Origin of the sequence: Flavobacterium macacae, assembly GCF_003865365.1 — a bacterium.
In the GTDB taxonomy this organism is placed as follows: domain Bacteria; phylum Bacteroidota; class Bacteroidia; order Flavobacteriales; family Flavobacteriaceae; genus Flavobacterium; species Flavobacterium macacae.
Genome location: NZ_RQVR01000002.1, coordinates 179,813 through 202,932 on the forward strand (window position 1 = coordinate 179,813; position 23,120 = coordinate 202,932).

At 35.9% G+C, this 23,120-nt stretch carries 16 protein-coding genes; 6 read left to right on the top strand and 10 right to left on the bottom strand.

Features of this window, described 5'->3' with window-relative positions:
- Positions 1 to 6: 6 nt before the first annotated feature.
- On the top strand, positions 7 to 1,260 hold the full coding sequence (gene rodA, locus EG849_RS02600; protein WP_125011526.1) for a rod shape-determining protein RodA: 1,254 nt from the start codon (positions 7 to 9) through the stop codon (positions 1,258 to 1,260).
- Between the two features lie 153 nt (positions 1,261 to 1,413).
- Here the strand turns inward: rodA and EG849_RS02605 are convergent, their stop codons facing one another.
- A complete protein-coding gene (locus tag EG849_RS02605) occupies positions 1,414 to 2,250 on the bottom strand; it encodes a DNA/RNA non-specific endonuclease (protein WP_125011527.1) in 837 nt (278 codons plus the stop codon).
- Between the two features lie 114 nt (positions 2,251 to 2,364).
- Here EG849_RS02605 and EG849_RS02610 point away from each other — a divergent pair, with 114 nt between their 5' ends.
- Complete coding sequence (locus EG849_RS02610) at positions 2,365 to 2,844, top strand: hypothetical protein (RefSeq protein ID WP_125011528.1); 480 nt, start codon at positions 2,365 to 2,367, stop codon at positions 2,842 to 2,844.
- Positions 2,845 to 2,881: 37 nt separating this feature from the next.
- On the opposite strand, the gene EG849_RS02615 is transcribed toward EG849_RS02610, so the two are convergent.
- The 5 genes from EG849_RS02615 to EG849_RS02635 all read right to left on the bottom strand — a co-directional run bounded on the left by EG849_RS02615 (position 2,882) and on the right by EG849_RS02635 (position 12,054).
- Positions 2,882 to 4,996 (bottom strand): OmpA family protein, encoded by a 2,115-nt coding sequence (locus tag EG849_RS02615; protein WP_125011529.1) that lies wholly within the window; start codon positions 4,994 to 4,996, stop codon positions 2,882 to 2,884.
- Between the two features lie 10 nt (positions 4,997 to 5,006).
- Positions 5,007 to 5,942: a PorP/SprF family type IX secretion system membrane protein gene (locus EG849_RS02620; protein WP_125011530.1), complete on the bottom strand. Its 936-nt coding sequence runs from the start codon at positions 5,940 to 5,942 to the stop codon at positions 5,007 to 5,009.
- A 31-nt stretch (positions 5,943 to 5,973) separates the two neighbouring features.
- Positions 5,974 to 8,613 (bottom strand): gliding motility-associated C-terminal domain-containing protein, encoded by a 2,640-nt coding sequence (locus EG849_RS02625; RefSeq protein ID WP_125011531.1) that lies wholly within the window; start codon positions 8,611 to 8,613, stop codon positions 5,974 to 5,976.
- Between the two features lie 95 nt (positions 8,614 to 8,708).
- Complete coding sequence (locus EG849_RS02630) at positions 8,709 to 9,815, bottom strand: ABC transporter permease (protein ID WP_125011532.1); 1,107 nt, start codon at positions 9,813 to 9,815, stop codon at positions 8,709 to 8,711.
- A gap of 1 nt (position 9,816) precedes the next feature.
- A complete protein-coding gene (locus EG849_RS02635) occupies positions 9,817 to 12,054 on the bottom strand; it encodes a carboxy terminal-processing peptidase (RefSeq protein ID WP_125011533.1) in 2,238 nt (745 codons plus the stop codon).
- A gap of 383 nt (positions 12,055 to 12,437) precedes the next feature.
- Here EG849_RS02635 and surE point away from each other — a divergent pair, with 383 nt between their 5' ends.
- From surE to EG849_RS02655, 4 genes are all read left to right on the top strand, one after another.
- Positions 12,438 to 13,220: a 5'/3'-nucleotidase SurE gene (surE, locus tag EG849_RS02640; protein ID WP_125011534.1), complete on the top strand. Its 783-nt coding sequence runs from the start codon at positions 12,438 to 12,440 to the stop codon at positions 13,218 to 13,220.
- 19 nt (positions 13,221 to 13,239) lie between these two features.
- Positions 13,240 to 14,355 (top strand): lipid-A-disaccharide synthase, encoded by a 1,116-nt coding sequence (lpxB, locus tag EG849_RS02645; RefSeq protein WP_125011535.1) that lies wholly within the window; start codon positions 13,240 to 13,242, stop codon positions 14,353 to 14,355.
- 296 nt (positions 14,356 to 14,651) lie between these two features.
- Complete coding sequence (locus tag EG849_RS02650) at positions 14,652 to 15,332, top strand: C40 family peptidase (RefSeq protein ID WP_125011536.1); 681 nt, start codon at positions 14,652 to 14,654, stop codon at positions 15,330 to 15,332.
- A 37-nt stretch (positions 15,333 to 15,369) separates the two neighbouring features.
- The gene (locus EG849_RS02655; RefSeq protein ID WP_125011537.1) at positions 15,370 to 17,409 is read left to right on the top strand and encodes a ComEC/Rec2 family competence protein; all 2,040 of its coding nucleotides are present in this window, start codon (positions 15,370 to 15,372) and stop codon (positions 17,407 to 17,409) included.
- Here the strand turns inward: EG849_RS02655 and EG849_RS02660 are convergent.
- The 4 genes from EG849_RS02660 to EG849_RS02675 all read right to left on the bottom strand — a co-directional run bounded on the left by EG849_RS02660 (position 17,406) and on the right by EG849_RS02675 (position 23,099).
- Complete coding sequence (locus EG849_RS02660; protein ID WP_125011538.1) at positions 17,406 to 17,867, bottom strand: thioredoxin family protein; 462 nt, start codon at positions 17,865 to 17,867, stop codon at positions 17,406 to 17,408. The genes EG849_RS02655 and EG849_RS02660 overlap by 4 nt on opposite strands.
- A gap of 44 nt (positions 17,868 to 17,911) precedes the next feature.
- Positions 17,912 to 19,672: a peptide MFS transporter gene (locus tag EG849_RS02665; protein ID WP_125011539.1), complete on the bottom strand. Its 1,761-nt coding sequence runs from the start codon at positions 19,670 to 19,672 to the stop codon at positions 17,912 to 17,914.
- 67 nt (positions 19,673 to 19,739) lie between these two features.
- Positions 19,740 to 21,380, bottom strand: coding sequence for an MFS transporter (locus EG849_RS02670; protein ID WP_125011540.1), 1,641 nt, complete (start codon positions 21,378 to 21,380; stop codon positions 19,740 to 19,742).
- A 135-nt stretch (positions 21,381 to 21,515) separates the two neighbouring features.
- The gene (locus EG849_RS02675; RefSeq protein WP_125011541.1) at positions 21,516 to 23,099 is read right to left on the bottom strand and encodes a peptide MFS transporter; all 1,584 of its coding nucleotides are present in this window, start codon (positions 23,097 to 23,099) and stop codon (positions 21,516 to 21,518) included.
- Positions 23,100 to 23,120: the final 21 nt, after the last annotated feature.

The following is a 23,120-nucleotide window of genomic DNA, read 5'->3' on the forward strand; positions in this document are numbered from 1 at the left end:
AAATAGATGAAAAACCAAAGCATCAAAAATAACATTGACTGGATCACAATCGTTCTCTTTATTTCGCTGGTAATAATGGGTTGGCTGAACATTTATTCTGCGTCTTTGCCAAATGAAGAAACTTCTATTTTTGACATTTCTCAAATTTATGGAAAGCAAATTCTTTTTATAATTCTAACCATTCCTTTAATATTCGTAGTATTGACGCTCGATGCCAAGACCTATGAAAAATATGCCTTTGTCTTTTATGTCATCGGTTTAGTTTCTCTGCTGGGTCTATTCATCTTCGGAAAAACCATTAAAGGTCAAACCAATTGGTACAGCATTGGAGGTTTCACACTACAACCATCCGAATTCGTAAAAACATCAACATCTTTGTTATTAGCAAAATATTTAAGTGATGTACAAGTAAATCTAAAAAACTTTAAAGACCAAATAAAAGCCTTTATAGTTATGGGCGTTCCTTTAGTCTTGATCCTTCTTCATGATACCGGAACCGCCATGATTTTCGTGGCGCTTATCTTTGTTCTTTTTAGAGAAGGGCTGCCTTCATGGTACCTCTGGACCGGATTTTCAGCCATTGTTTTGTTTTTTATGGCCTTGTTGCTAGAACCAGAATATGTGGTAATTGCTGCCATTGCCATCATTTTGGCGCAATTCATTTTATCCCGAAGAATCAACCGAAATCCTATTGCTTCTGCCGTTATTTTTGTGATCATTGTAGGCTTTACTTATTCGGTAGATTTTGTGTACGACAACGTTTTAGAACCCCATCAAAAAGACAGAATCAATGTTTTATTTGGTAAAGATGTCAACATGAAAGCCGAAGGTTATAACTTGAACCAATCTATGATTGCTATTGGTTCTGGTGGCTGGTTCGGAAAAGGATTCTTAGAAGGCACTCAAACAAAAGGCGGTTTCGTGCCAGAACAGCACACTGATTACATCTTCACGACAGTTGGTGAAGAATGGGGATTCATTGGGGCAATAGTTGTAATTTCACTGTTTGTCATCCTTTTACTTCGAATTATCTATCTGGCCGAAAATCAAAAAACAAAATTTAGTCGAGTCTACGGATATTGCGTCGCCACATTTCTATTTGCGCATTTTGCCGTGAATATTTCGATGCTGATCCGTCTGTTCCCAACAATTGGTGTACCGCTTCCGTTCTTTTCTTACGGAGGTTCCAGCCTTTTTGCGTTCAGCATATTGCTCTTTATTTTCATCAAGATGGATGCCAATAAAGTCAACGAATGGTAGTTTTTGAAGCGTAAAATCTAGGCATTTTTGCCTTCCATTTTCCCGCTGGAGTCAGTATCTTTCTTTTTAACCTGAAAAATTTCAGGTTCCCAAAAAAAGAAAGGATACTCACCACCATCGGGGCTAGCCGGAAACTACTTTTCTTTCAGTACGCTAAAAACTCCATGCTTTATAATCACTTCTTTTTTCCAAATCGTTTTCGATCGAATCAGGAAGTGCCGGAAAAAAGTCAATGCCTGTCATTTTTTCAATCTCATCCACAGAGACCACAAACTCATAAAGTGGCCTTTTTGAATTATCATGTGGTACTAAAAAGGCAATCATTTTATAGTTGCCATTCGTTTTGTCAATTAAAATTTTATAAAAATAGTTGGGAACTGACACCTTTTCAGAACCAATTGTTTTAAGATTATCCCTTAATATTCCGCCAGTAACCACATAAATATCTTGATATTTCTGGCTCCAATAGCGTGTTTTTTGTTCTAATCGATTCCAAACCCCACTATTAAAATCGTTCTTTTGAGGAGAAATATTAGACGTGTAAAAAGTATCATCAAAAGCTTCTTTAGAAAAATTCATATCTCCCGCAGGGCAAAGATGCCCTCTATCATATCCTGAATTTTTATAATTCCGATAATCTGCTGATTTGGTTTTTACTTTAGGATCTGAAATAAAATACGGCCTTTTATAATTGCCTTTATTAACATTTGCTCCTTTAAGCTCATAGAAAACCCATTCTGCCTGTTCGTGATCTTCACTGTAAGAAAGCACATAATTATCGTGATAAACGACAGCGCCAGTGGTTGAAGAAGGTGCCATTGCCCAGTTGCTTCCGGTTGCAATTTCACCATCTGAATTTTCATTACCGTTTTCAACAATACTTTTCGATTGGGCGGTTTCCGTTTCAAAAACTGATTTATTTTGGTCTATATAATAGGCTGTTGCTAAAAAGATGGCGCTTAGCAAAAAAAGAATGCTTTTTTTATTCATTATTAATTCTAAAAAATGTTTTTACTTGTTATATAATTTTATTTTGGCTCGCTATTTGTTTTTATATTAGCCTAAATTATTGATTTTAAAATCAAAACCTAAAATACATCATTTATGAAAGCGAAAATTATTTTTACAGCACTATTATTAATCGCATCTCAATTTAGCAACGCTCAAAATACACCGCCAATAAAGGAAACTACAAAGCTCCAAAAAGAAATTACACTTTCAAAAGAAGAAAAAAAAATATTAAAAGAACAGGAACGCGCCTTGAAAGTTGCTGAAAAAGAACAGAAAGCTTTAGAAAAATCTCGAAAGAAAGCTGAAAAAGAACAAAAAAATTATACTAAGAAACTAAGAAAAATTGCTTCTGCTGAAAAAAGCTGTGAAAAAGCAAAGAAAAAATTAGCCAGCGAAGAAAAGTCTTTTGAAAAAAATAAAATAAAATATGACAAAAATACTGCAAAAGGCACCATGACTGTAACTGAAGTTGCCAACCAAAATATCAAGCTAAACAAACAGCAAATCAAAATTAAAGAGCTGGAAGCAAAAGTTCAAAAAGAACAGCAAAACTTGATTAAAGCAAGAGGATAATAAAAGCAAAACCACCTAATTGGTGGTTTTTTTTATACTAAATACTTTTGATCACAAATTCACTTCTTCTGTTAAGTTCGTGTTGTTCTTCATTGCAGGCCTCTTCGGGAATGCATTTCACGATTTGAACGGTTTCCCCATAACCTCTCGAAGAAATTCGATTTTTCGGAATTCCGTTTTCAATAAAATATTCGCGTGTTGATTTTGCTCTCTTTTCAGAAAGATCAAGATTGTATCTATTGTTTCCTCTGACATCTGTGTGTGAGCCAATTTCCACTATCATTTCTGGGTATCGTTTCATCAAATCAATTACTTTATTCAAAATTGGTTTTGACTCTTTTCTGATGTACCACAAATCATAATCAAAGTAAATGGGTTCGGTTTTGATGACCAAACGGTCTTTGTCTTTGACCACGTCTTTTTCCGTTGCCAAAAGATTTTCAATGCGTTCTTTCTTTTTTGTTTCCGCAATTTTAGCATCTTCCTTCTTCTTCAATATTGCTTTTTTCGCATCCTCTTTTTTCTTTGTTTCAGCTATTTGTTTCTCATAAACTTTAGCTTTCTCTTCCTCCTTTTTCTTTTCTAGCAAAGCAATTGTTTCTTCTTTTTTGATTTCCTCAAAAGATTTCAAAGCCATCGAAGCATCATTGGTTTTGTTTCTTTCTTTATTTAATTTTAAAGCTCTCGAGTTTTCCGTATATTTTTCTTTAGATGCAAAAACCAAGTATGCCTTTTCACAACCGCCCGTAAAACTGAATTTTCCATCTGATGAAGTAGTGATTTTTTGAATTTCAGTTTTAGTAACGTCTTGCAAAATAACCACTGCATTTTCTAAGGGCAATTTTGTGGTTTCATCTGTTATGATTCCTGAAATCAACTGCTGGCAATCTTGAACAATTAAAGGCTTTGTTTCTGTAATTTGATAAATATCATCATTGCCCTTCCCGCCTGGCCTATTGGAAGACAAATAACCAATTCCGGTATCCGAATCCATCGAATAGGCGAAATCATCATAACCTGAATTCACAGGAAATCCAACATTTACAGCTTCAGAAAACTGTCCTTTTTTAAGCTCCGAAACAAATACATCAAGCGAACCAAAACCCATTTTTCCATTGGAAGAATAATAAAGCTTTCCGTCTTTTGAAACAAAAGGAAATTGTTCTTTGTGTTTTGTATTGATCGTTGGACCAAGATTTACCGACTTTCCAAAACTGCCACCGTTTATTTTTACTGAAAAAATATCAAAAGAACCAATACTTCCGGGCATATCCGAAGCAAAATACAATGTTTGCTCATCAGCACTTAAGGCAGGATGTTCTGTAGAAAATGCATCGCTATTAAACGGAAGCGATTTTACATTTGTCCATTCTCCGTTTTCAAAATCTGCCGAAAAAATCTGCAGGTGCGACACTTTATTTTTGTCTTTTCCTTTTATTCCATCCACATAATTGTTTCTTGTGAAATACATTTTTTTCCCATCTTTTGTAAAAACTGCATTTGACTCGTGCATTTGTGTATTGATAACTTTTGAAAATGCGACTGTAATGGCCTCAGATTTTGAAAAATCTACAGATGAAACTGCATGCAGATCAAGATAATTTTCATTGTTCCATTTGTATTTTTTACTGTCATTTGTTGGCGAAGCAAAAATTAATTTATTCCCAAATTGCACGGCTCCAAAGTCTGATTTTTCAGTATTAATTGGAAGGTTCTTGATGTCAAAACGATTTCCAATGGATGCAATATTTTCTAAAACAACAATTTCCTTATCAAAATCTGCCAGCTCTTTTTCTGATAAAATCATTTGGTTTCTTAAAACAACATTCGCTTCCTCATAATTTCCAGAAGCTTTTAAAGCGTGGGAATATCTAAAAAAATATTTCTCGTCTATTTTATTCGGATAATTTTTAACTAAAAAACGGTACCAGCGTTCCGCATTTTTTAAGTCATTTGTAAAATAATAAGCATCGGCCAGGTTTTTTACAATTTCAAAACTGCGCTCTTCTTTGATCACATTTTCATATAAAGGAATGGCGTCGCTGTAAAATGTACGGTCAAAATAAGCATTTGCACGAGACAAATCTTGAGATTGCGCCACACATAATGATGCTGAAAAAACCAACGCAATTAAAAGTATAATTCTTTTCATAATATCTATTTTAGAAGAATCTTGGTGATTTGTCGTATCCTTTTTTCATCAAATTCAAGTCAAAAAGCATAAATACTTCATGAGTTCCTGAGTTAAATTCGCCCAAATTGGTCACCGTATAATCATACGCATAACCGATTCGAAGATTTGGCAAAACTTTGAAATTCACCAAACCACTCACCGCGTCATCTAATCGATAAGAAACCCCAAATTCAAGTCGGTCATAAAGTAAAGCATTGGCAGAAAAATCGGCAACCATCGACGCTCCCGAAACTGCTTTTGCCATAAAGGACGGTTTCAATTTTAAATTTTCACTGATTTGAAAAACATAACCTGCTGTCAGGAACATATGGACATTTTCTGAGCCAAACCTGCTGACACCGTTTAGTTCTTCAAGATGCTTTGTGGAAAGAAGATTTGGCGCAGAAAATCCGACATAATAGGTATCTGTAAAATAAAAAGCACCTGCGCCAATATTTGGAAACGTGCTGTTTATATTTTGGTTGAATGCGGGATCGGTACTTGTAGCGCCACTTTCCAATTCAAATCCGTTAAAATTAGTTTCAAAAATTGTCACACCCGCTTTAATACCTAAAGACAGCCTGTGATCATTATTCAATTGCAAAATATAGGCAAAGTCTGCAAAAATATTATTCTCTTTTTTGGCACCGTCGCCAATATCGTCTGAAATTAATGACAATCCGAGTTCAATTTTTTCACTTACGGGCGTGTGTGCAAAAAAGGTAAATGTTTTTGGACCTCCAACTGCCCCAACCCATTGCGTTCTGTACAACCCGCCGAGATTTAAAATCGATGGAGTTGCTGTCGCATACGCCGGATTTATCACATTCATATTATACATATAATGCGTGTATTGCGGATCTTGCTGTGCGTGTACTTTATTTAAAAAGCACAAACAAGTGATAAAAAGTAGTATTTTTTTCATCTAAATTCTGTTTAAAAGGTATTGATGACTATTATCGGTTTAAATAAAGTCGGCCTTGTTGCGGTGCTTTATTGTCTTTATTGAAATTGACAATATAAAAATAGACGCCATTTGGAGCAACACCATCAGACATGGCTCCCTTGTTGCTTCTTCCGTCCCAATCTGGTGTGTTTCTGTTTCCTTTATACATCAGATTTCCATAGCGATTGTATATTTCTAAGCTAAAATTCTGGAACAAAAATTCAATATCCGGAATATTAAAAGTGTCATTAATTCCATCTCCGTTAGGAGAAAAACCATCCGGAATCATTAATGAATATTGGTTTTGATCACAATTTAAAAGCGAAACCGTGACTACTAAAGCATTTTGCGAAATGCAACTTGAAACTGGAGAAGAATCGAATCCGTAATAAGTGGCACCGTCTTGAAGGATTTCTGAATCTGACAATTGAATTCCTCCGAAAGGAGCATTATACCACATTAAATTTCCTGTAAAATTTACGTTTTGGCTCAAATCAAAAAGTGCTGGAGCCGGAGATGTCAATCCGCAAAAATTCTGTCCGCCACTATGTAAAGTGGGTGCACTGATTTCATTTACAACCACAGAAACCATCGTTTTTGGAGAAATACAGCCTAGAAGGGACATTTCTGAAACATAATAACTTCCTGTTACCAACGGACTGGCATTGCTCAAAGGCGTGGTGCTCGTCGGGCTGTCAAACCATTGAAATTCAGATCCATTCGGAACCAAATCTTGAACAACGGCGTTTTCATTTATGCAAAATTCTAAATCTGTTGCAAAAGGCGCCTCTGGATTTTCGTTTATGGTAAAAGTTTCTGAAATTCCATAATTTAAAAGTCCGCAGGTTGTGGTGACATTAATAATATCTTGCAGAATAAAAGTTGTATCACCTGTATTTGGAAGTGAACTTATAGGAATTGTAAGGGTTGCATTTCCATTAGAAACGGGCAAAGTGGCGGTTCCTGAATTTGTATTTGCTCCAATTAAATCATAATTTATCTGAACATTTGTCATTGTTCCTAGACCTCCGATATTTACAGTTACAGGCTGATTTTCACAAACATCGCTAATGGTAATAAATAGGTTAGCCCCTTGAGGAACTGGATTTAACATAAATGTTTGCGCTAAGGAGGCTGTATTTTCGCAACCTGTTTGAAGATTTACAATATGTATGATCGTGATTGTTGTTTCGCCAGCGTTCGAAAGCAAGTGGAACGGAATTATAAAATTAGAAACACCGCCAACTACAGTAAATTGAACAATTTGATTTGTAACCGTATTGCTTCCTGATAAATTGTAAGTAATTTCATAAATTCCGTCAGTCAAATTTGTATTTCCTGAAAGCGTCACCTGCACATCTGAATCCTCACAGGCATCACTGATTGTCAATGTACCGATATTAATTTTCGGCAATGGATAAACATTTAAAATATCAAAAATAGTTCCAATGATATGATCACAAGCTCCATAACCTCCAGTTTCATGAATGGAAACAATGCTTATCGTGTAAGCACCAACCAGCGGAAAAGAAATGCTTGGAATTGGAAATGTAACCACTCCGTTTACAAAATTTGCTAAAACAGTATTTCCTGAAGGAATCGGTCCCGTAATTTGATATTGAATCGAATACTCTCCATTTGGAACAGCTTCAATTCCTTGTGTCAATGTTGCCATAAAAGAAGCAAGTCCAATTTCATCTTCACAAATATCTGAATCTACCACCAAAATGGAACCTGTAAAATCAATCTGCTGTTCTATCACAATCAAAACGGTAGAAGTCATTGCAGTACAGATTGGATGTGAAGGTTTTACTGTGTAGCTAAAAGAATATTCGCCCGGCCCAAAAGTATTATAGATATTTTGAACATTTATAAAAGTATCCTGAGGACTCGACAATTCAGATGTTCCGTTCTCAGACCACTCTCCTCCCGCATCTTGACCCGTCAAATAATTCAATAAATTTAAATTTGAATACTGGGACAAATCTTCAGAATCGCACAAAATTAAATTTTGAGGACTTCCTGAATCTGGCGCCGGATGAACAGTCACGTTAATAATCGTACTGTGCGCAGGACAAGTTCCAATTGCCGGCATGGTATACGTAAATTGAAAAGTTCCCAAACCCGAGGTTGTCGCGTTCAATAGATTACCTGTTAATGAACCGGTATTGCTGTCATCAGACCAGGTTCCGTTAATTTGGGGATTCGGAAAATTGCCAATAAATTGAAAAAGATTCACAGCAGCATTATCATCACAGGCGGAACCATTAGGATTGTTAACACCTGAATATCCTCCAACCGTTACCGTGACAGTTGCCACATTGTCAACACAAGAAGAATTATTTACAGTGTAAACAAAAACATACATATCGCTTTCATTTACATTTTGAACATTTAAAATTCCCGTATTCACATTCAGTCCTCCAGATTGCTGTAAATCTGTCCAAATCCCTCCCGGTGTTGGGCTTCCTCCTAATAACGAAAAAAGATTGACGGTCTGGTTGGCAACATTTGGAATATCACAAATTGTAATACTTGCGTCTTCACCAGCACATTGTGCGTTGCTACTGCCAGAAAATAGGATTAGAAAAAGTAAAAAAATTGTATGCGAAAAATTGGCTTTAAACAAGCAACTAATTTTTGGGGACATAAAATTAAGTTTAAGTTGTAGTAAAAATATCGTAATTTTTTACATAATCACTTAAATTTTAAAAAAAAAATACAGAAAATATACGTTAATTTTTATTAATTTTTAACATCAAGTGCATCACGAAGTGCATTTCCCATCATCATGAAAGCCAATGTCAGGAACATAATGGCAAGACCCGGAACCATGGCCAAATAAGGCTTATCAAGAATGATATCTCCATAATAATCCTTAATCATGCCACCCCAACTCGGTACCGGCGGTTGCGCACCCAGCCCTAAAAAGCTCAAGCCACTTTCTACCAATATTGCAGAAGCAAAATTGGCCGCAGAAATCACGATTACGGGCGCCATGATATTCGGCAGAATATGGTGCACGATGATTCTCAAATTTTTATATCCCAGCGCTTTTGCCGCAGTCACATATTGCATTTCCTTTACTGAAATAATTTGCCCGCGGACCACCCTGGCAACTTCCACCCACATGGTTAACCCGACGGCCACGAACACTTGCCAAAAACCTTTTCCAAGGCTTAAAGTAATTGCGATTACCAATAGCAACGTGGGGATGGACCAGATAATATTGACCAGCCACATTACAAATGCGTCGATTTTTCCGCCATAATAACCGCCGATTGCCCCGAAGAAAATGCCAACAATCAAGGAAATAATTACGGCTACAAATCCGATGGAAATCGAAACTCTAGAACCTACTAACATTCTACTCAAGTAATCTCTTCCGGCTTTATCTGTTCCTAAATAAAATTTTTGGGTGGAAATATATTCTTTTGAAATTTCTTCTAAATTACTATAACCCGGAAAATCGCTTAAAGTCGCTTCTTTTTGAATCATAACTTTTGGATCATCATTATACAACGTATAAATCAGTTCTTCTCCTGCAATTTTATAGCTCGAAATCGGTTCTTTTGAAAACTCTTGCGGACTTCCGAAAAAGAAATCCCAAAAACTTTTTTGCGGTTCATCTTTTAAAGGAATGGAAAGCATCTGCACTTCAAAACCCGGCTTTTGCGAACGGATTGTCAAATCGCCCCAATTGGCATTTTCTGAATTGTCAGGTGCCAAAACATAGGCAAAAATTGAAAGCAGAATCAAAACTACGATAAATCCAAAACTGAAAACGCCCCAGAAATTTCTTTTAAATTTCTGGAGCGCTATTCCTGTTAATGATTGTGTGGATTTATACAATTTATGATCTAACTAATTTTTCTTTTTTATTTTTCAAATTTACAGTTCCTTTTTGTGAATCGGGCTGCAAATCATCTAAAACATTTAAAGCTTCTTCAACATACACATCTTTTGAAAGGCTTTCGTGCCAACGATCTCTTTTTTCTTTTAAAGTTTCGTCCTTTTTAACCATTTCATCTTCGTAAGGCAAAGATGTGAATTTTAAATTATTTATATAGCTCGAAATGGCTTTATATTTTTTTGCTTTTAATTCAAGTGCTGTTTGTTCTTGCTTAAATTTATCAATATTCAGGTGAAAATCATTTTCATCTTGGCGTTGCTTGATCCATTTTGCATTTTCTTCAATCAATTGAAATTGAGGATTCTGCTCCATTCTTTTTTTGCTTTTTTCAATGGCAAGATCAAAGTTCCCTTGTTTTGTCCACACTTTATAATCTGCCGGATCAATTTTGTCCCATTTCATCGCATTATCGATATCGCGTTCTCCCATTTTTAAGTAAGAATACCTGTCTGGCAAAGCTACATCGCTGCTCACTCCGTTTAATTGCGTAGAACCACCGTTAATTCGGTAAAATTTTTGCGTAGTCGTTTTTAGCGCACCCAAATCTCCCATTGAATTTCCGCGGACAAATTGGTTCAAATCAATTACATTTTGCACGGTTCCTTTTCCGTAGCTTTGCGTACTTCCAATGATGATGCCTCTCTTATAATCCTGGATCGCAGCCGCTAAAATCTCAGAAGCCGAAGCTGAAAATCCGTTGATCATCACCACCAATGGTCCGTCCCACTGAATTTTTGGATCAGTATCAGAAAGAACTTCTTTGTTTTTTCCAGCTGATTTGATTTGAACAATCGGGCCTTTGTCAATAAACAATCCCGCAATGTCCACAACTGTTTTCAAGGAACCGCCCCCATTATCACGAACATCCATTACGATTCCTTGAACACCCGCTTCTTTTAAACGCTCTACTTCTTTCGCAACGTCTTTTGCAGCGTCACGACTATTTCTGTCTTCAAAATCAATGTAAAATTTAGGTAGATAAATGATTCCGTATTTTTGACCATTTTTCTCTACAACACTTGATTTCGCATAGGTTTCTTCAATTTCCACTTCGTCTCTGATGATTGAAATAATCTTGATTGTTCCATCATTTCTTTTCACCGTTAGGCGCACTTCAGTACCTTTTGGTCCTTTAATTTTTTTAACCACATCGTCCAAACGCATACCTACAACGTCTACTGCTTCTTTATCACCTTGAGCAACTTTTAAAACCACATCGCCCGGCTCTAATTCTTTTCCTCTCCAAGCCGGTCCTCCAGAAATCAATTCTGTAATTTCTGTAAAATCATTTTTCTTTTGGAGGCGCGCTCCAATTCCTTCTAATTTCCCACTGATGCTTACGTCAAAGCGCTCTTTGTCATCTGGCGCAAAATATGAAGTGTGCGGATCAAAACGTGTTGCGATTGAATTGATGTATACTGAAAACCAATCGTCACGGTCTAAATCTTTGATAAAACCAAAATATTCGTCTAATGATTTCAGCTGGCTTTCTCTTGTTTCTTTTTCCAGAACGTCAAAAGGTTTTTTCTCAATTGCCTTTTTTTCTTTAGCCTTTTTTTCTGCTTTTGCCTCCGCTGATTCTGAGGATTCAGGAGAGAATTCATCATCCACAACGTCTTTTCCCTCTTGAATCTCTAATTTATTGGTAAGCGAAGCCAACGTCGAAAGCTTTATTTGCTTGTACCAACGGTCTCTTAATTCGCTGTCATTTTTGGCAAAAGGAAGTTTTTCATAATCGGTGTTGGTCACTTCGTCTTTTTTATAGTCAAAAGGTTTTGATAAAATATCTTTGTAATATTTTTTACTCTCTTCTATTCTTTTTTCCAAGCGAGAATAAGTCAGATCAAAGAAACTCAAATCTCTACTTAAAATTTGATCATCAATTAAAGTTTCATATTTACTGAATTCATCAATATCTGCCTGCACAAAAAAACGTTTTGAAGGATCTAATGCTTCAATATAGCTTTTGTATACACCTTTTGAGAATGCATCGTCGATTTTTGCAGGATCATAATGTCCTTTTTCAATTACGAACGTCAATAATTCTAAAAGCAACCTGTCTTTTTCGGGATCGTTTTTTACCTCACGAGGCACAAAACTCCATAGTGCTGCAGCAAGTGCAACGACCAATATCAATATTTTATAGTTTCGTTTCATAAATTTCATAATAGCATTCATCAAATTTTGACTAAATTACTGAAAAAATTATGCCATGATTGGTAAAACCGCATAATTTTTTGTTAAAGATGAATTTCTCTTTTTCCAAGGAAACATCAATCGTGCCAAAAGAATTTAACCGGATTCAAAGTTATATAATTTTGCAGCATTCAAAAACTTTAAAAAAGGTTATTTTTGTGATTATGAAATTTGATTTTATACCGCTATATTGTACACAAATCAGATTCTTTAATAGCCCCGATTGCAACGAAAAGCCCGGAGGCCAAAAAGCGTATTTTTCTTGACGCAAAAGAGCGACCGAAGGAAGCTCCTTTTGTGGCAGTAGAAAAAAAGCTTTTGGACGAGGACTTGAAGTGAAAAGCGGGAAATAGCTTCAAAAAAATATGACAAAAAAACCTTTGATTCTGGTAACCAACGACGATGGGATTTCGGCTCCAGGAATTCGCGCTTTGATTAGCGTCATGAAAGAAATTGGCGAAGTGGTGGTGGTGGCGCCTGACAGTCCGCAATCTGCGACGGGACACGCAATCACGATTAACAGCACTTTGTACCTCAATAAAATCACCAACGACAAGGATGTGGACATTGAATATTCGTGCTCAGGAACTCCGGTGGATTGCGTCAAATTTGCGGTAAACGAGGTTTTGAAACGCAAACCAGACCTTTGTGTTTCTGGAATTAATCATGGGTCAAATTCCTCGATCAACGTGATTTACTCCGGAACGATGAGCGCTGCGGTGGAAGCTGGTATTGAAGGAATTCCGGCAATTGGATTTTCGCTTTTGGATTTTGACTGGAATGCGGATTTTGAGCCTGCAAAGAAATTTGTGAAGAAAATTGCTTTGGAAGTTTTGGAAAACGGCTTGCCCGAAGGCGTAATTTTAAACGTAAATTTCCCCAAATTATCAGAGAAAGAAATTAAGGGAATCAAGGTCTGCCGCCAAGCAAAGGCAATGTGGCAGGAAAAATTTGACAAGCGAACTTCGCCGATGGGACGCGATTATTACTGGCTTACCGGTAAATTTGTAAACCAAGACAATGGTGAAGATACCGACGAATGGGCATTGGCAAATGGCTATATTTCTATGGTTCCGGTGCAATTTGACTTGACGGCGCATCATGCGATCCAGAATTTGAACACTTGGAAATTAAACGATAAAAATTAATTTCATTTTAGAAAAAAACATGAAATATTACATAATTGCAGGCGAAGCTTCGGGCGATCTGCACGGTTCGAACTTGATGAAATCATTATATAAGGAAGATCCAAATGCCGAAATCAGATTCTGGGGAGGCGACTTGATGGAAAAAACCGGCGGTACTTTGGTCAAACATTACCGCGAATTGGCATTTATGGGTTTCGCGGAAGTCGTGATGAACTTGAAAACGATTTTGAACAACATCAAAGTCTGCAAAGCTGATATTTTAAAATTTCAGCCCGATGCCATTATTTTTATTGACTATCCTGGTTTTAACATGCGAATTGCAAAATGGGCGAAGAATTTAAAAATTCCGACGCACTATTATATTTCACCGCAAATTTGGGCTTGGAAAGAAAATAGAATCAAAGAAATCAAACGCGATGTCGATTTTATGTATGTGATTCTTCCGTTTGAGAAGGATTTTTATGAAAAGAAGCATCATTTTCCGGTGGAATTTGTCGGACATCCTTTGATTGACGCCATTCACGATAGAGAACCTGTTGATGAGGCGACTTTCAGAGCGTCATTTAATCTGGATGAAAAGCCTATTATTGCGCTTTTGCCTGGAAGTCGCAAACAGGAAATTTCGAAAATGCTTACCGAAATGCTTTCTGTAGTTAAGGATTTTCCGAAGTATCAATTTGTAATTGCAGGTGCTCCGAGCCAAGATTATGAATTTTATGCGCAGTTTTTAAATAATGAAAATGTACATTTTATCTCCAATCGAACGTATGATTTATTGAGCGTTTCGACTGCGGCGCTCGTAACTTCTGGAACTGCTACTTTGGAAACCGCATTATTTAAGGTTCCAGAAGTGGTTTGCTACAAAGGAGGCTGGATTTCATATCAAATTGCCAAGCGGATCATTACCTTAAAATACATTTCTCTTGTCAATTTAATTATGGATCAAGAAGTGGTAACTGAATTAATTCAAGGCGAATGCAATCCGAAAAAAATCAAAGCGGAACTGCATAAAATTTTAGAAACAGAGCATCGAAAAAAAGTTTTAGAATCGTATGAAATTTTAGAAAAAAAGCTTGGTGGCATTGGCGCGAGCCAAAAAACAGCACATCTAATTGTTGATAAACTGAATTCATAACACAGAATTAACACACTGATTTAATTTGCTTTATTTCAGATACATACAATTCCGATTCTAAGAATTTCCTCTCCGTAAAAAATAGTTATTAACAAACTTTTAATAAGTTATTTTTCGACTTAATGGAAATTATGCTATATTTGAGAAAAATTATATAATAATCTTTTTTAATCATCGTTTATAAATTAAACTTTCATTATTGAAAAACTAAATTAATTCTCCGGAATTTTATTAATAAATCTAAAGCAAATTCGCCCCATGAGTTTTTGTTTTTGCTGAAAAATAAAAAATAAAATATGTCTGCAAAAAAAATCTTGTCCCTGTTCTTGCCAATCGCATTATTGGTTACCACTTTAGGAAACGCACAAATCATCACCTCTAAAAAAGAAGCTGTAAAAAAAGGCGTTTACCAAAAACCTGAAGAAAAGAAAAGCGTTGCTACAATTGTAGACAAACCGATTCCTGCTACAAAACAAGTTGCATCAGTTGAAAAACCAAAAGCGACAAAAAATACAAAATCTTCTAAAAAGAAAAACGTTATTGTTGAAGAAGAACAATCAGACTTGGTCGTTTCTTCACCAACAGATAGCTACTTATCGCTTCAACTGATCAACAACGCTATGGAATTTCTTGGCGTGAGATACAGAGGCGGCGGTACCACAACTGCCGGAATGGATTGCTCTGGAATGGTAACTGCAGTTTTCAACTTGTTTGACATTAAACTTCCAAGAAGCTCGAATCAGATGGCACTTGTTGGAGAGAAAGTTCAAGGTGACGATATTAAAAAAGGTGATTTGATTTTCTTTAGAACCAACGGAAGAAAAGTAATCAACCACGTGGGTGTGGTTGTTGAAAAAATTGGTGAAGAAATTAAATTTATCCACGCATCTACAAGCAAAGGTGTGATCGTTTCTTCAACTGACGAAGCGTATTACAAAAAAGCTTTTGCACAAGTCAACAGAGTTATTCAACAATAATTAAGAATTTGTTATAAAATTTCAGTATTTTCGATTTATGAAAATACTGAAATTTCCATTATCCAGAATTTGCATTTGGTTCATTTTGGGGTTATTAACCTCTTTTTATCTAAATGCAAGCCCAAAGACCGCCTTAGTTCTTTTGGGTTGGGTTTCTATTTTCTTTGTCCTTACCTATTACTTATCAATAAAGCGTTTAGACCAAAAAATATATTTTGGAATAACGACGTATGCGCTTTTCTTTTTAATTGGAATTTCGACACAATCACTTCACAACAAACGGTTTTTTGAAAATCATTATGTAAACAAATTTAAATCAGAAAAGAATTATTTTGTTGGGATTACTTTAATTGAAAAACTAAAAAGTGGCGCTTCGAACGAAAGATATATTGCTGCAGTCACTTCATTGGATTCACTCAAAACCCAAGGTAAAATTCTTTTCAACATTAGGAAAGACAGCTTAAACCAAAAACTTGAAATCGGATCGCAGTTGCTTTTTTATGGCGAAATCTATAAACATCGAGAACCGAACAATCCGAACCAGTTCAACTATGGAAAGTATCTTGAGAACAAATCGATTTACGGACAGGTTTATGCCGATGCATCTGAGTTAAAAGTCAATGCGAAGCTTGAAAAAAACATGTGGTACTACGCCGCCGCATTTCGAAATCGAATTATAACTAATTTAGAGAAATCAGGTTTTGCAAAAGAAGAATTGAACGTAGTAATCGCTTTGATTCTTGGGCAACAGCAAGACATTTCTCCAGAAGTCTTAAAAGACTACCAATTGGCCGGAGCAGTCCACATTCTCTCTGTTTCAGGGCTGCACGTGGGTTGCATTATGATTGCCATTGGATTCTTGCTAAAACCTTTGCCAAAAACAAAATTTGGAGAACTTTTAAAACTCTTTATCATCATCGCATTTTTATGGCTTTTCGCATTGATTGCAGGATTTTCTCCTGCAGTTACGCGCTCTGTCGTAATGTTTACTTTCGTGGCTATAGGCAAATATTCCAACCGAAAAACCAACATTTTTCATACACTGATTGCCTCAATTTTCTTTATTCTTTTAGTAGAGCCTTCTTTTATTTTTGATGTCGGATTTCAATTGAGTTATTGTGCCTTGTTTTTTATCGTTTGGCTGAAACCGATTTTTGATAAAATTTGGATGCCTGGAAACAAGATTTTGAAATACATTTGGGGAATACTTGCCGTATCATTTGCGGCGCAGATTGGTGCTTTTCCGTTGAGCGTTTATTATTTCCATCAATTTCCAGGACTGTTTTTCGTGACTAACTTGCTGGTTTTGCCGTTACTCGGAATCATTTTGGCTTTGGGCGTTTTTGTAATGCTTTGGGCTTCCATAACAGCAGTTCCTAAACTTCTGGCCAAGCTTTTAGAATACAGTATTTTTGTCTTGAATAAAATCATCAATTGGGTCGCTTCTTTTGAATCTTTCATTTTTCAAGATATTTCGTTTAATTGGCAGATGTTGGCTACGTGTTATTTGATGATTTTTGCTTTTGCAATTTGGATTATGAAACCTAATTTCAAGAAATTAAGTTTGGCGCTTGTCGCGTTGTTAATTTTTCAGATCACTTATTTAGGAACAGAATATTTGAACCAAAGCCAAGAAGAATTTATTGTTTTTAATGCTAAAAAAACTACGCTGCTTTCTGAAAGAAAAGGAAAAAATATCATCGTTTATTCAAATGATTCGCTTTCCGAAGCAACTATGAACTTTGCCTTAAAACCGTACTTAGTGGGTAACTTTGCTTCTATTTCAAAGACCGAAAAGATTTCAAACTTATCCTATTTCAACAAAAATAAAATCCTGATCATTGATAGTTTGAGCGTGTTTCCTGAAAACTTGAATCCGGATATCCTGATCTTGACACAATCGCCAAAGTTGAATTTGGAGCGAATAATACAAAAATCTAAACCAAAGATGATTGTTGCCGACGCATCCAATTACAAAACCTACGCAATGCGCTGGAAAGAAACGTGTGAAAAAGAAAAAATCCCTTTTCATTCTACTGTTGAAAAGGGATTTTATAAATTATCTAAAGAAAATTAAGCCTTTATAAGCGGCAATAATTGTTCTGGAGTGTGGTAACCAACGATTGGGCTTTGCACTTCTCCTTTTTTATCTAAAATGTACATTGAAGGATATCCTTGCACTTTTAAAAACATGGTGAAATCGTGCACACCGTTTCTTCCTTTTCTTGCGGGATCAAACTTTGGATTCGTGTATTTTTTTCCTTTGTAAGTCACTTCAGAATTACCTTCAGCATTGAATTTTACTGCATAATAATTCTTATTGATGTATTCAGAAACTTCTTTTGTTTGAAATGTATTTTTATCCAACATTTTGCAAGGTCCGCACCAATCTGTGTAAACGTCCATAAAGATTGGTTTTGGCTTTTTCTTTTGAGCTGCCAAAGCTTCGTCTAAAGACATCCATTTTATTTCTTGAGCCTGCACCGTTGCATAAGAACCAACAGCTAACAATAGCACTAATAATAGTTTTTTCATTTTATTATAATTTTAAAAGATTGGTATCAAAAATGATGCCGCGTTTATCGTACACCGTGCATTAATTTTTTCAATACCGGGTTTAACGCCATTACCAATAATCCGGCTACGATAGGAACTATTGTAAAGATTAAGAAAAACGTTGACAAAGAATATTCTTTTGTAATGTTTTCAATTTGCCCACCTGCAACGGCTGCTAATTTGTTTCCAATTGCAATGGCCAAATACCACATACCAAACATAAAAGCGATCATTCGTGCAGGCACTAACTTAGACACATAAGACAAACCAACTGGCGACAAACATAGTTCTCCGATGGTATGCAAAAGGTAAGCAAAAATCAACCAAATCATTGAAACTTTAACACCGTCAGTGATCCCGTAAGAACCATACGCTAACAACCCAAAACCTAAAGCCATGATGATCAATCCCATTCCGTATTTTACAGCTGCAGGAGGATTGTATTTACTGTCCCAAAGTTTAGAAATAGTAGAAGCGAAAGCAATGATAAAGAAGGAGTTTAGAATAGAAAACCAGCTTGGATCAATTTCTGAAGCTGTTTTTGTAAATTCACTATAAAGCATCCAAATACAAATTCCCCAAACACCTAAAAATGTGATCACAAGCACGACATTCGAAAGAAATGCTTTTTTCCAAGTTTGTTTCCCAAGTAGAAACAAAACCCAACTAATGATCAACAACGGAACAACAGTTAAAAGCGTGTTGATAATATTAAAAGTTGTCAAAGAAGCACCTACTAAAGTTCTGTCGACATTATCTCTTGCAAAAAGCACTAAAGACGAGGCCGCTTGCTCAAATGACATCCAAAAGAAAATGGTAAAGAAAGCAAAAACGATTACAGCAATCATACGGTCTCTAACTACTTTTGTATATCTGATAAGTCTTGAAATGATTAAAACAATAAACAAAACAAGAGCTGTCAAAATCATAAAAATAGCACCGTCTAAGTTTCCAACTTTAAAATCAAAAACATTGATTCCGCCAATTTTAGACAGCGGATCATTAAACGCATACACCAAACCGATAACCGTAGTGATGACAATTAAAATATAGTCAATGTTTGTAAAAGGATTTCTTTTGTCTTCTTGATTTGTAGAAAGCCTAGATTGCTCAATAGCAGCATCTCTTTTTGCTTTCGTAGGAACTTCTCCAATGTTTCCGAATAAGGGTTTTGCTAACCAAAATTGGATGGTTCCCAATAACATAAAAACACCAGCTAATCCAAATCCCCAGTGCCATCCTAAGTTTGAAGCTAAATAACCACAAAGCATCATTCCGAAAAAAGCTCCGGCATTCACTCCCATATAGAAAATGGTATACGCCCCATCTTTTTTCTCAGGGAAATTTTTATACATTTCAGAAAGGATCGAAGTCATGTTTGGTTTGAAAAAACCAGTTCCAATAACTAATAATCCCAATCCAAGATACAACATAAATGGTGTGTCAATGAACATTGCGGCATGCCCTAAAGTCATAATGACTGATCCGAGCACTACAGCCCAACGATATCCTAAATACCTGTCAGCAATAATACCCCCAAAAATAGGTGTAATATAAAGCAACATAGCATACGTTCCGTATAAAGCTCCGGCATTTTCAGCGTTCCAACCCCAACCTGGATTGTCTCCTGTTATCGCCGCCGTAAGAAACAATATCAATAAGATTCTCATTCCGTAGAAAGAAAAACGTTCCCACATTTCTGTGAAAAATAAAACGAATAATCCGGAAGGATGACCTAAAACTTTTGATTTAAAAAAATCTGGGTTTTCAGCTTCTGTAGTCATGTAGTATGTAGTTTAAGAATTTATTTTGGTTGCGAAAGATAGTCAAAAAATTTTATTTAGAACTATTTTAGTTTTTAGTACGTTTTTCAAGCGGCTTGATAATCACTTTGTCATAAATGGCTAAAGATACGACCGAAAATATACCGATACCCACAATTACAAACCAGATTTTGTTTGGGCTATAGATTTCCCAAAGCATATGGGTCATGTCCCAATGGCTCATTCCTAATTTTTGTTCTGCCAAAGCAAAATATTCGTTTTTAGAAAAAGGAAAATGCACTTGAGTGACATCGATATTTTTAGAAGTTGCAAAATCAGAAAATGATTGTTTTACAAGATTCCAATCAATTATTTCTGCTTTTAAATGGAATTGTTTTTCAAAGCCGGAAATAGACATGTTGAATGTTTTTGAACCTTCTTCTATAAACTGTTCTTTTGTTACAACTTCTGGCATCGCTATATTTCTGCCTGTCATTTCTTTTTTAAGCAAGGATAATTTATCAGACCAAGATTGATACAAACTGCCTGATATAAAACTTGTTACAAAATAACTCGCCGCTACTGGCAAAAAGTAAGTTCCTTGGTACAATCCTTCTTTTCCTTTAGGGGTAATTAAAGCAATAAATGAAGATACGGTTGGGCTAGACATCATTTCTCCAACAGCAAAAATCATGGTTCCAATAATGGTAAACCAAACACTGCCAGAATAAAATGTTAATCCAATACCAATTGTTGCAATTACAGCACCACGAATTACAGCGTTGATATGGCGCATTTTAATAACAAAAAAGGAGACCATGATCTGAAAAAGAATAATCATTAAGGAGTCGATATTTGTAAACCATTCTGGTTTTACTTGGCCATCCTGTGTTAACAGACCTCCCAAAGAAGGCATATTTTCATTTAACCAGTTGCTTAATACCGAAGAGTTTACCCAGTCTTCTATAAAGTTAGGCAGGGTATTGAATAACTGATTGAACATCGTCCAGAAACCGATCATAAGCAATAACAGCACGCCTAAACGAATGTCTTTAAGGGCTTCAAAAATTCCTAAAACAGCTTCTTTAATCGCTTCACCTATTGAATTTTTAGGTTTTTCCACCTTTGGTTCTTTATAAAACAGCAATAGAATGATCAGGTTGATACCAATTACAATTGCGGCCTGAATGAATATGATCTTCCAGCCATAGGTAGTTCTTAAGCCAGATGACATTGCCGGACCAATAAATCCACCAATATTTACCATCATATAAAAAATACCAAAACCCATTGTTCCGGTAGTTTCGTCTGTATTTCGGGCAACAATCGCCGATGCCACCGGTTTAAAAAAGGCAGCACCTACCGCAACCAGTAAAAAAACCATATAAACACTCCAATAAGTATTTACTTCTCCTAACAAATAATACCCCGAAAGCATGATGATATAAGAGATTGTTAATGATATCTTATACCCAATACGGTCGGCAATTACCCCAAAAATCAAAGGAAGAAAATAAAGAATACCTACAATATTCCCCATAATATTTCCTTTCTGCACGTGATCAAAACCTAAACCACCTGTATCAGTTGACCCTACCAAATAGAGTCCTAAAAGTGTATAGATTCCGTACCAAGCCCAACGTTCCATAAGCTCCATGAAGCTGGCAATCCAAAAATTTTTGTTGAACGATTTTATTGTTGAGAAAAGAGAGATTTTATTTTCTGACATAGTTTTTTCATAATTAACAGGTGCAAATTAAACTAATTTATTAGAATATTTACCGCTTATTTTTAAATTGGAATCATCCTTAAATGACAAAATCCCTTTTGTTTAAAAAAGGGATTTTGTTATTGTTAGCAATTTTTAATTGATACCGTGCATTTTTTTCTTCAACATCGGGTTCATTAATACCAAAATTAAAGCTACCGCTATTGGCATGATTGCTATAACCAAAAAGAACGTAGAAAGTGAATATTTGGCTGAAATTTCATCAATCATTCCGCCCATTACTCCTGCAATTTTGTTTGAAATAGCTGAAGCCAAGAACCAGAAACCAAAGATCAATCCCAATAATTTTTTTGGAGAAAGCTTACTTACATACGAAAGTCCCACAGGCGACAAACACAATTCTCCCATTGTTTGAAAGAAATAGGCCAAGATCAACCAAAGCATGCTTACGCGAACTGCTCCCGCCGCTGCGCCTTGAGGAATGCCTGAAGCACCATAAGCAACTACAATAAAACTAAATCCTACTAAGAATAGTCCCATTGCAAATTTTATCGGTCCTGATGGATTCCAGTATTTTTCCCAAAGCTTACTGAACGCCGAAGCAAACATCACAATGAAAAAGGCATTTAAGATTTGGAACCAAGAAACCGTAACTTCCGTTTCTAAAGAAGTAAATTCTCTTTCTATTTTCCAGAAACCTAAAGCTGCAATGGATGCAAAAGACAATAATGTAAAAATAATAGTCAAAGGATATTGCTTGAATATTTTTTTAGCCAGAGCCAATAATACAATTGTCACAACAACAATGGGAAACAAAGTCAGCAAGGCGTCTATCCATTTAAAGGATGTGGCGGCATTTCCTTCTAAAACTCTTTGGGTGTAATCTTTTGCAAAAATACTTAAAGATCCTCCAGCCTGTTCAAAAGCCAAGAAGAAGAAAATACTTGCAATCATCAGTACTGAAACTACGAATAATCTATCTTTTACAACATTGGGAGGAATTACCTCCTCGTCTTTATCCACAACTTGTTTTGATTTTTCTTCTGTTGTTAAAGGTTTGTTTCCGATAACGCCAAATATTTTTTGGCCAAAATAAAACTGCAACATTCCAAAAAACATAAATACTCCTGCTAATCCGAAACCATAATGCCATCCGATTTTTTCTCCTAAATAACCACATAACAAAGAACCTAAAAACGCACCTGCATTAATTCCCATATAGAAAATTGTGTATCCGGCATCTTTTTTAGAACTTGTATCTGGATATAATTGACCCACCATCGAAGAAATATTGGGTTTAAACATTCCGTTTCCAAGAATCATTAATCCTAAACCTACATAAAAAAAGTTAGCGTCAAATCCTTCAAGCGCCATCGAAGCGTGTCCCAAAGTCATCAAGAAAGCACCTATAAGAATCGCTTTCCTAAACCCCGTAAGTTTGTCTGCAATCATTCCTCCAATTAATGGCGTGGCATAAACCAAACTCGTGTACCAACCATAAAGGCCCATAGCTTCAGCATTTGACCAACCCCAGCCCCCTTTACTAATTTCTGAAATTAAGAAAACGGTCAGTAACGCTCGCATTCCGTAGTAGCTAAACCTTTCCCACATTTCTGTAAAAAACAATACAAATAAGGCAGCTGGATGCCCAAAAACTGTTTTGTTACTTGCTCCTAATTTGTCCAAATGTGGCTCGAGCATTCCTTCGTTTTGATTCATAGTATGTATATTGAGGGTTAT

Excerpts from the sequence above, each read along its gene's own strand:
- rodA (WP_125011526.1), top strand. The coding sequence starts at position 7 with ATGAAAAACCAAAGCATCAAAAATAACATTGACTGGATCACAATCGTT.
- EG849_RS02605 (WP_125011527.1), bottom strand. The coding sequence starts at position 2,250 with ATGAATAAAAAAAGCATTCTTTTTTTGCTAAGCGCCATCTTTTTAGCA.
- EG849_RS02610 (WP_125011528.1), top strand. The coding sequence starts at position 2,365 with ATGAAAGCGAAAATTATTTTTACAGCACTATTATTAATCGCATCTCAA.
- EG849_RS02615 (WP_125011529.1), bottom strand. The coding sequence starts at position 4,996 with ATGAAAAGAATTATACTTTTAATTGCGTTGGTTTTTTCAGCATCATTA.
- EG849_RS02620 (WP_125011530.1), bottom strand. The coding sequence starts at position 5,942 with ATGAAAAAAATACTACTTTTTATCACTTGTTTGTGCTTTTTAAATAAA.
- EG849_RS02625 (WP_125011531.1), bottom strand. The coding sequence starts at position 8,613 with ATGTCCCCAAAAATTAGTTGCTTGTTTAAAGCCAATTTTTCGCATACA.
- EG849_RS02635 (WP_125011533.1), bottom strand. The coding sequence starts at position 12,054 with ATGAATGCTATTATGAAATTTATGAAACGAAACTATAAAATATTGATA.
- surE (WP_125011534.1), top strand. The coding sequence starts at position 12,438 with ATGACAAAAAAACCTTTGATTCTGGTAACCAACGACGATGGGATTTCG.
- lpxB (WP_125011535.1), top strand. The coding sequence starts at position 13,240 with ATGAAATATTACATAATTGCAGGCGAAGCTTCGGGCGATCTGCACGGT.
- EG849_RS02650 (WP_125011536.1), top strand. The coding sequence starts at position 14,652 with ATGTCTGCAAAAAAAATCTTGTCCCTGTTCTTGCCAATCGCATTATTG.
- EG849_RS02655 (WP_125011537.1), top strand. The coding sequence starts at position 15,370 with ATGAAAATACTGAAATTTCCATTATCCAGAATTTGCATTTGGTTCATT.
- EG849_RS02660 (WP_125011538.1), bottom strand. The coding sequence starts at position 17,867 with ATGAAAAAACTATTATTAGTGCTATTGTTAGCTGTTGGTTCTTATGCA.
- EG849_RS02665 (WP_125011539.1), bottom strand. The coding sequence starts at position 19,672 with ATGACTACAGAAGCTGAAAACCCAGATTTTTTTAAATCAAAAGTTTTA.
- EG849_RS02670 (WP_125011540.1), bottom strand. The coding sequence starts at position 21,380 with ATGTCAGAAAATAAAATCTCTCTTTTCTCAACAATAAAATCGTTCAAC.
- EG849_RS02675 (WP_125011541.1), bottom strand. The coding sequence starts at position 23,099 with ATGAATCAAAACGAAGGAATGCTCGAGCCACATTTGGACAAATTAGGA.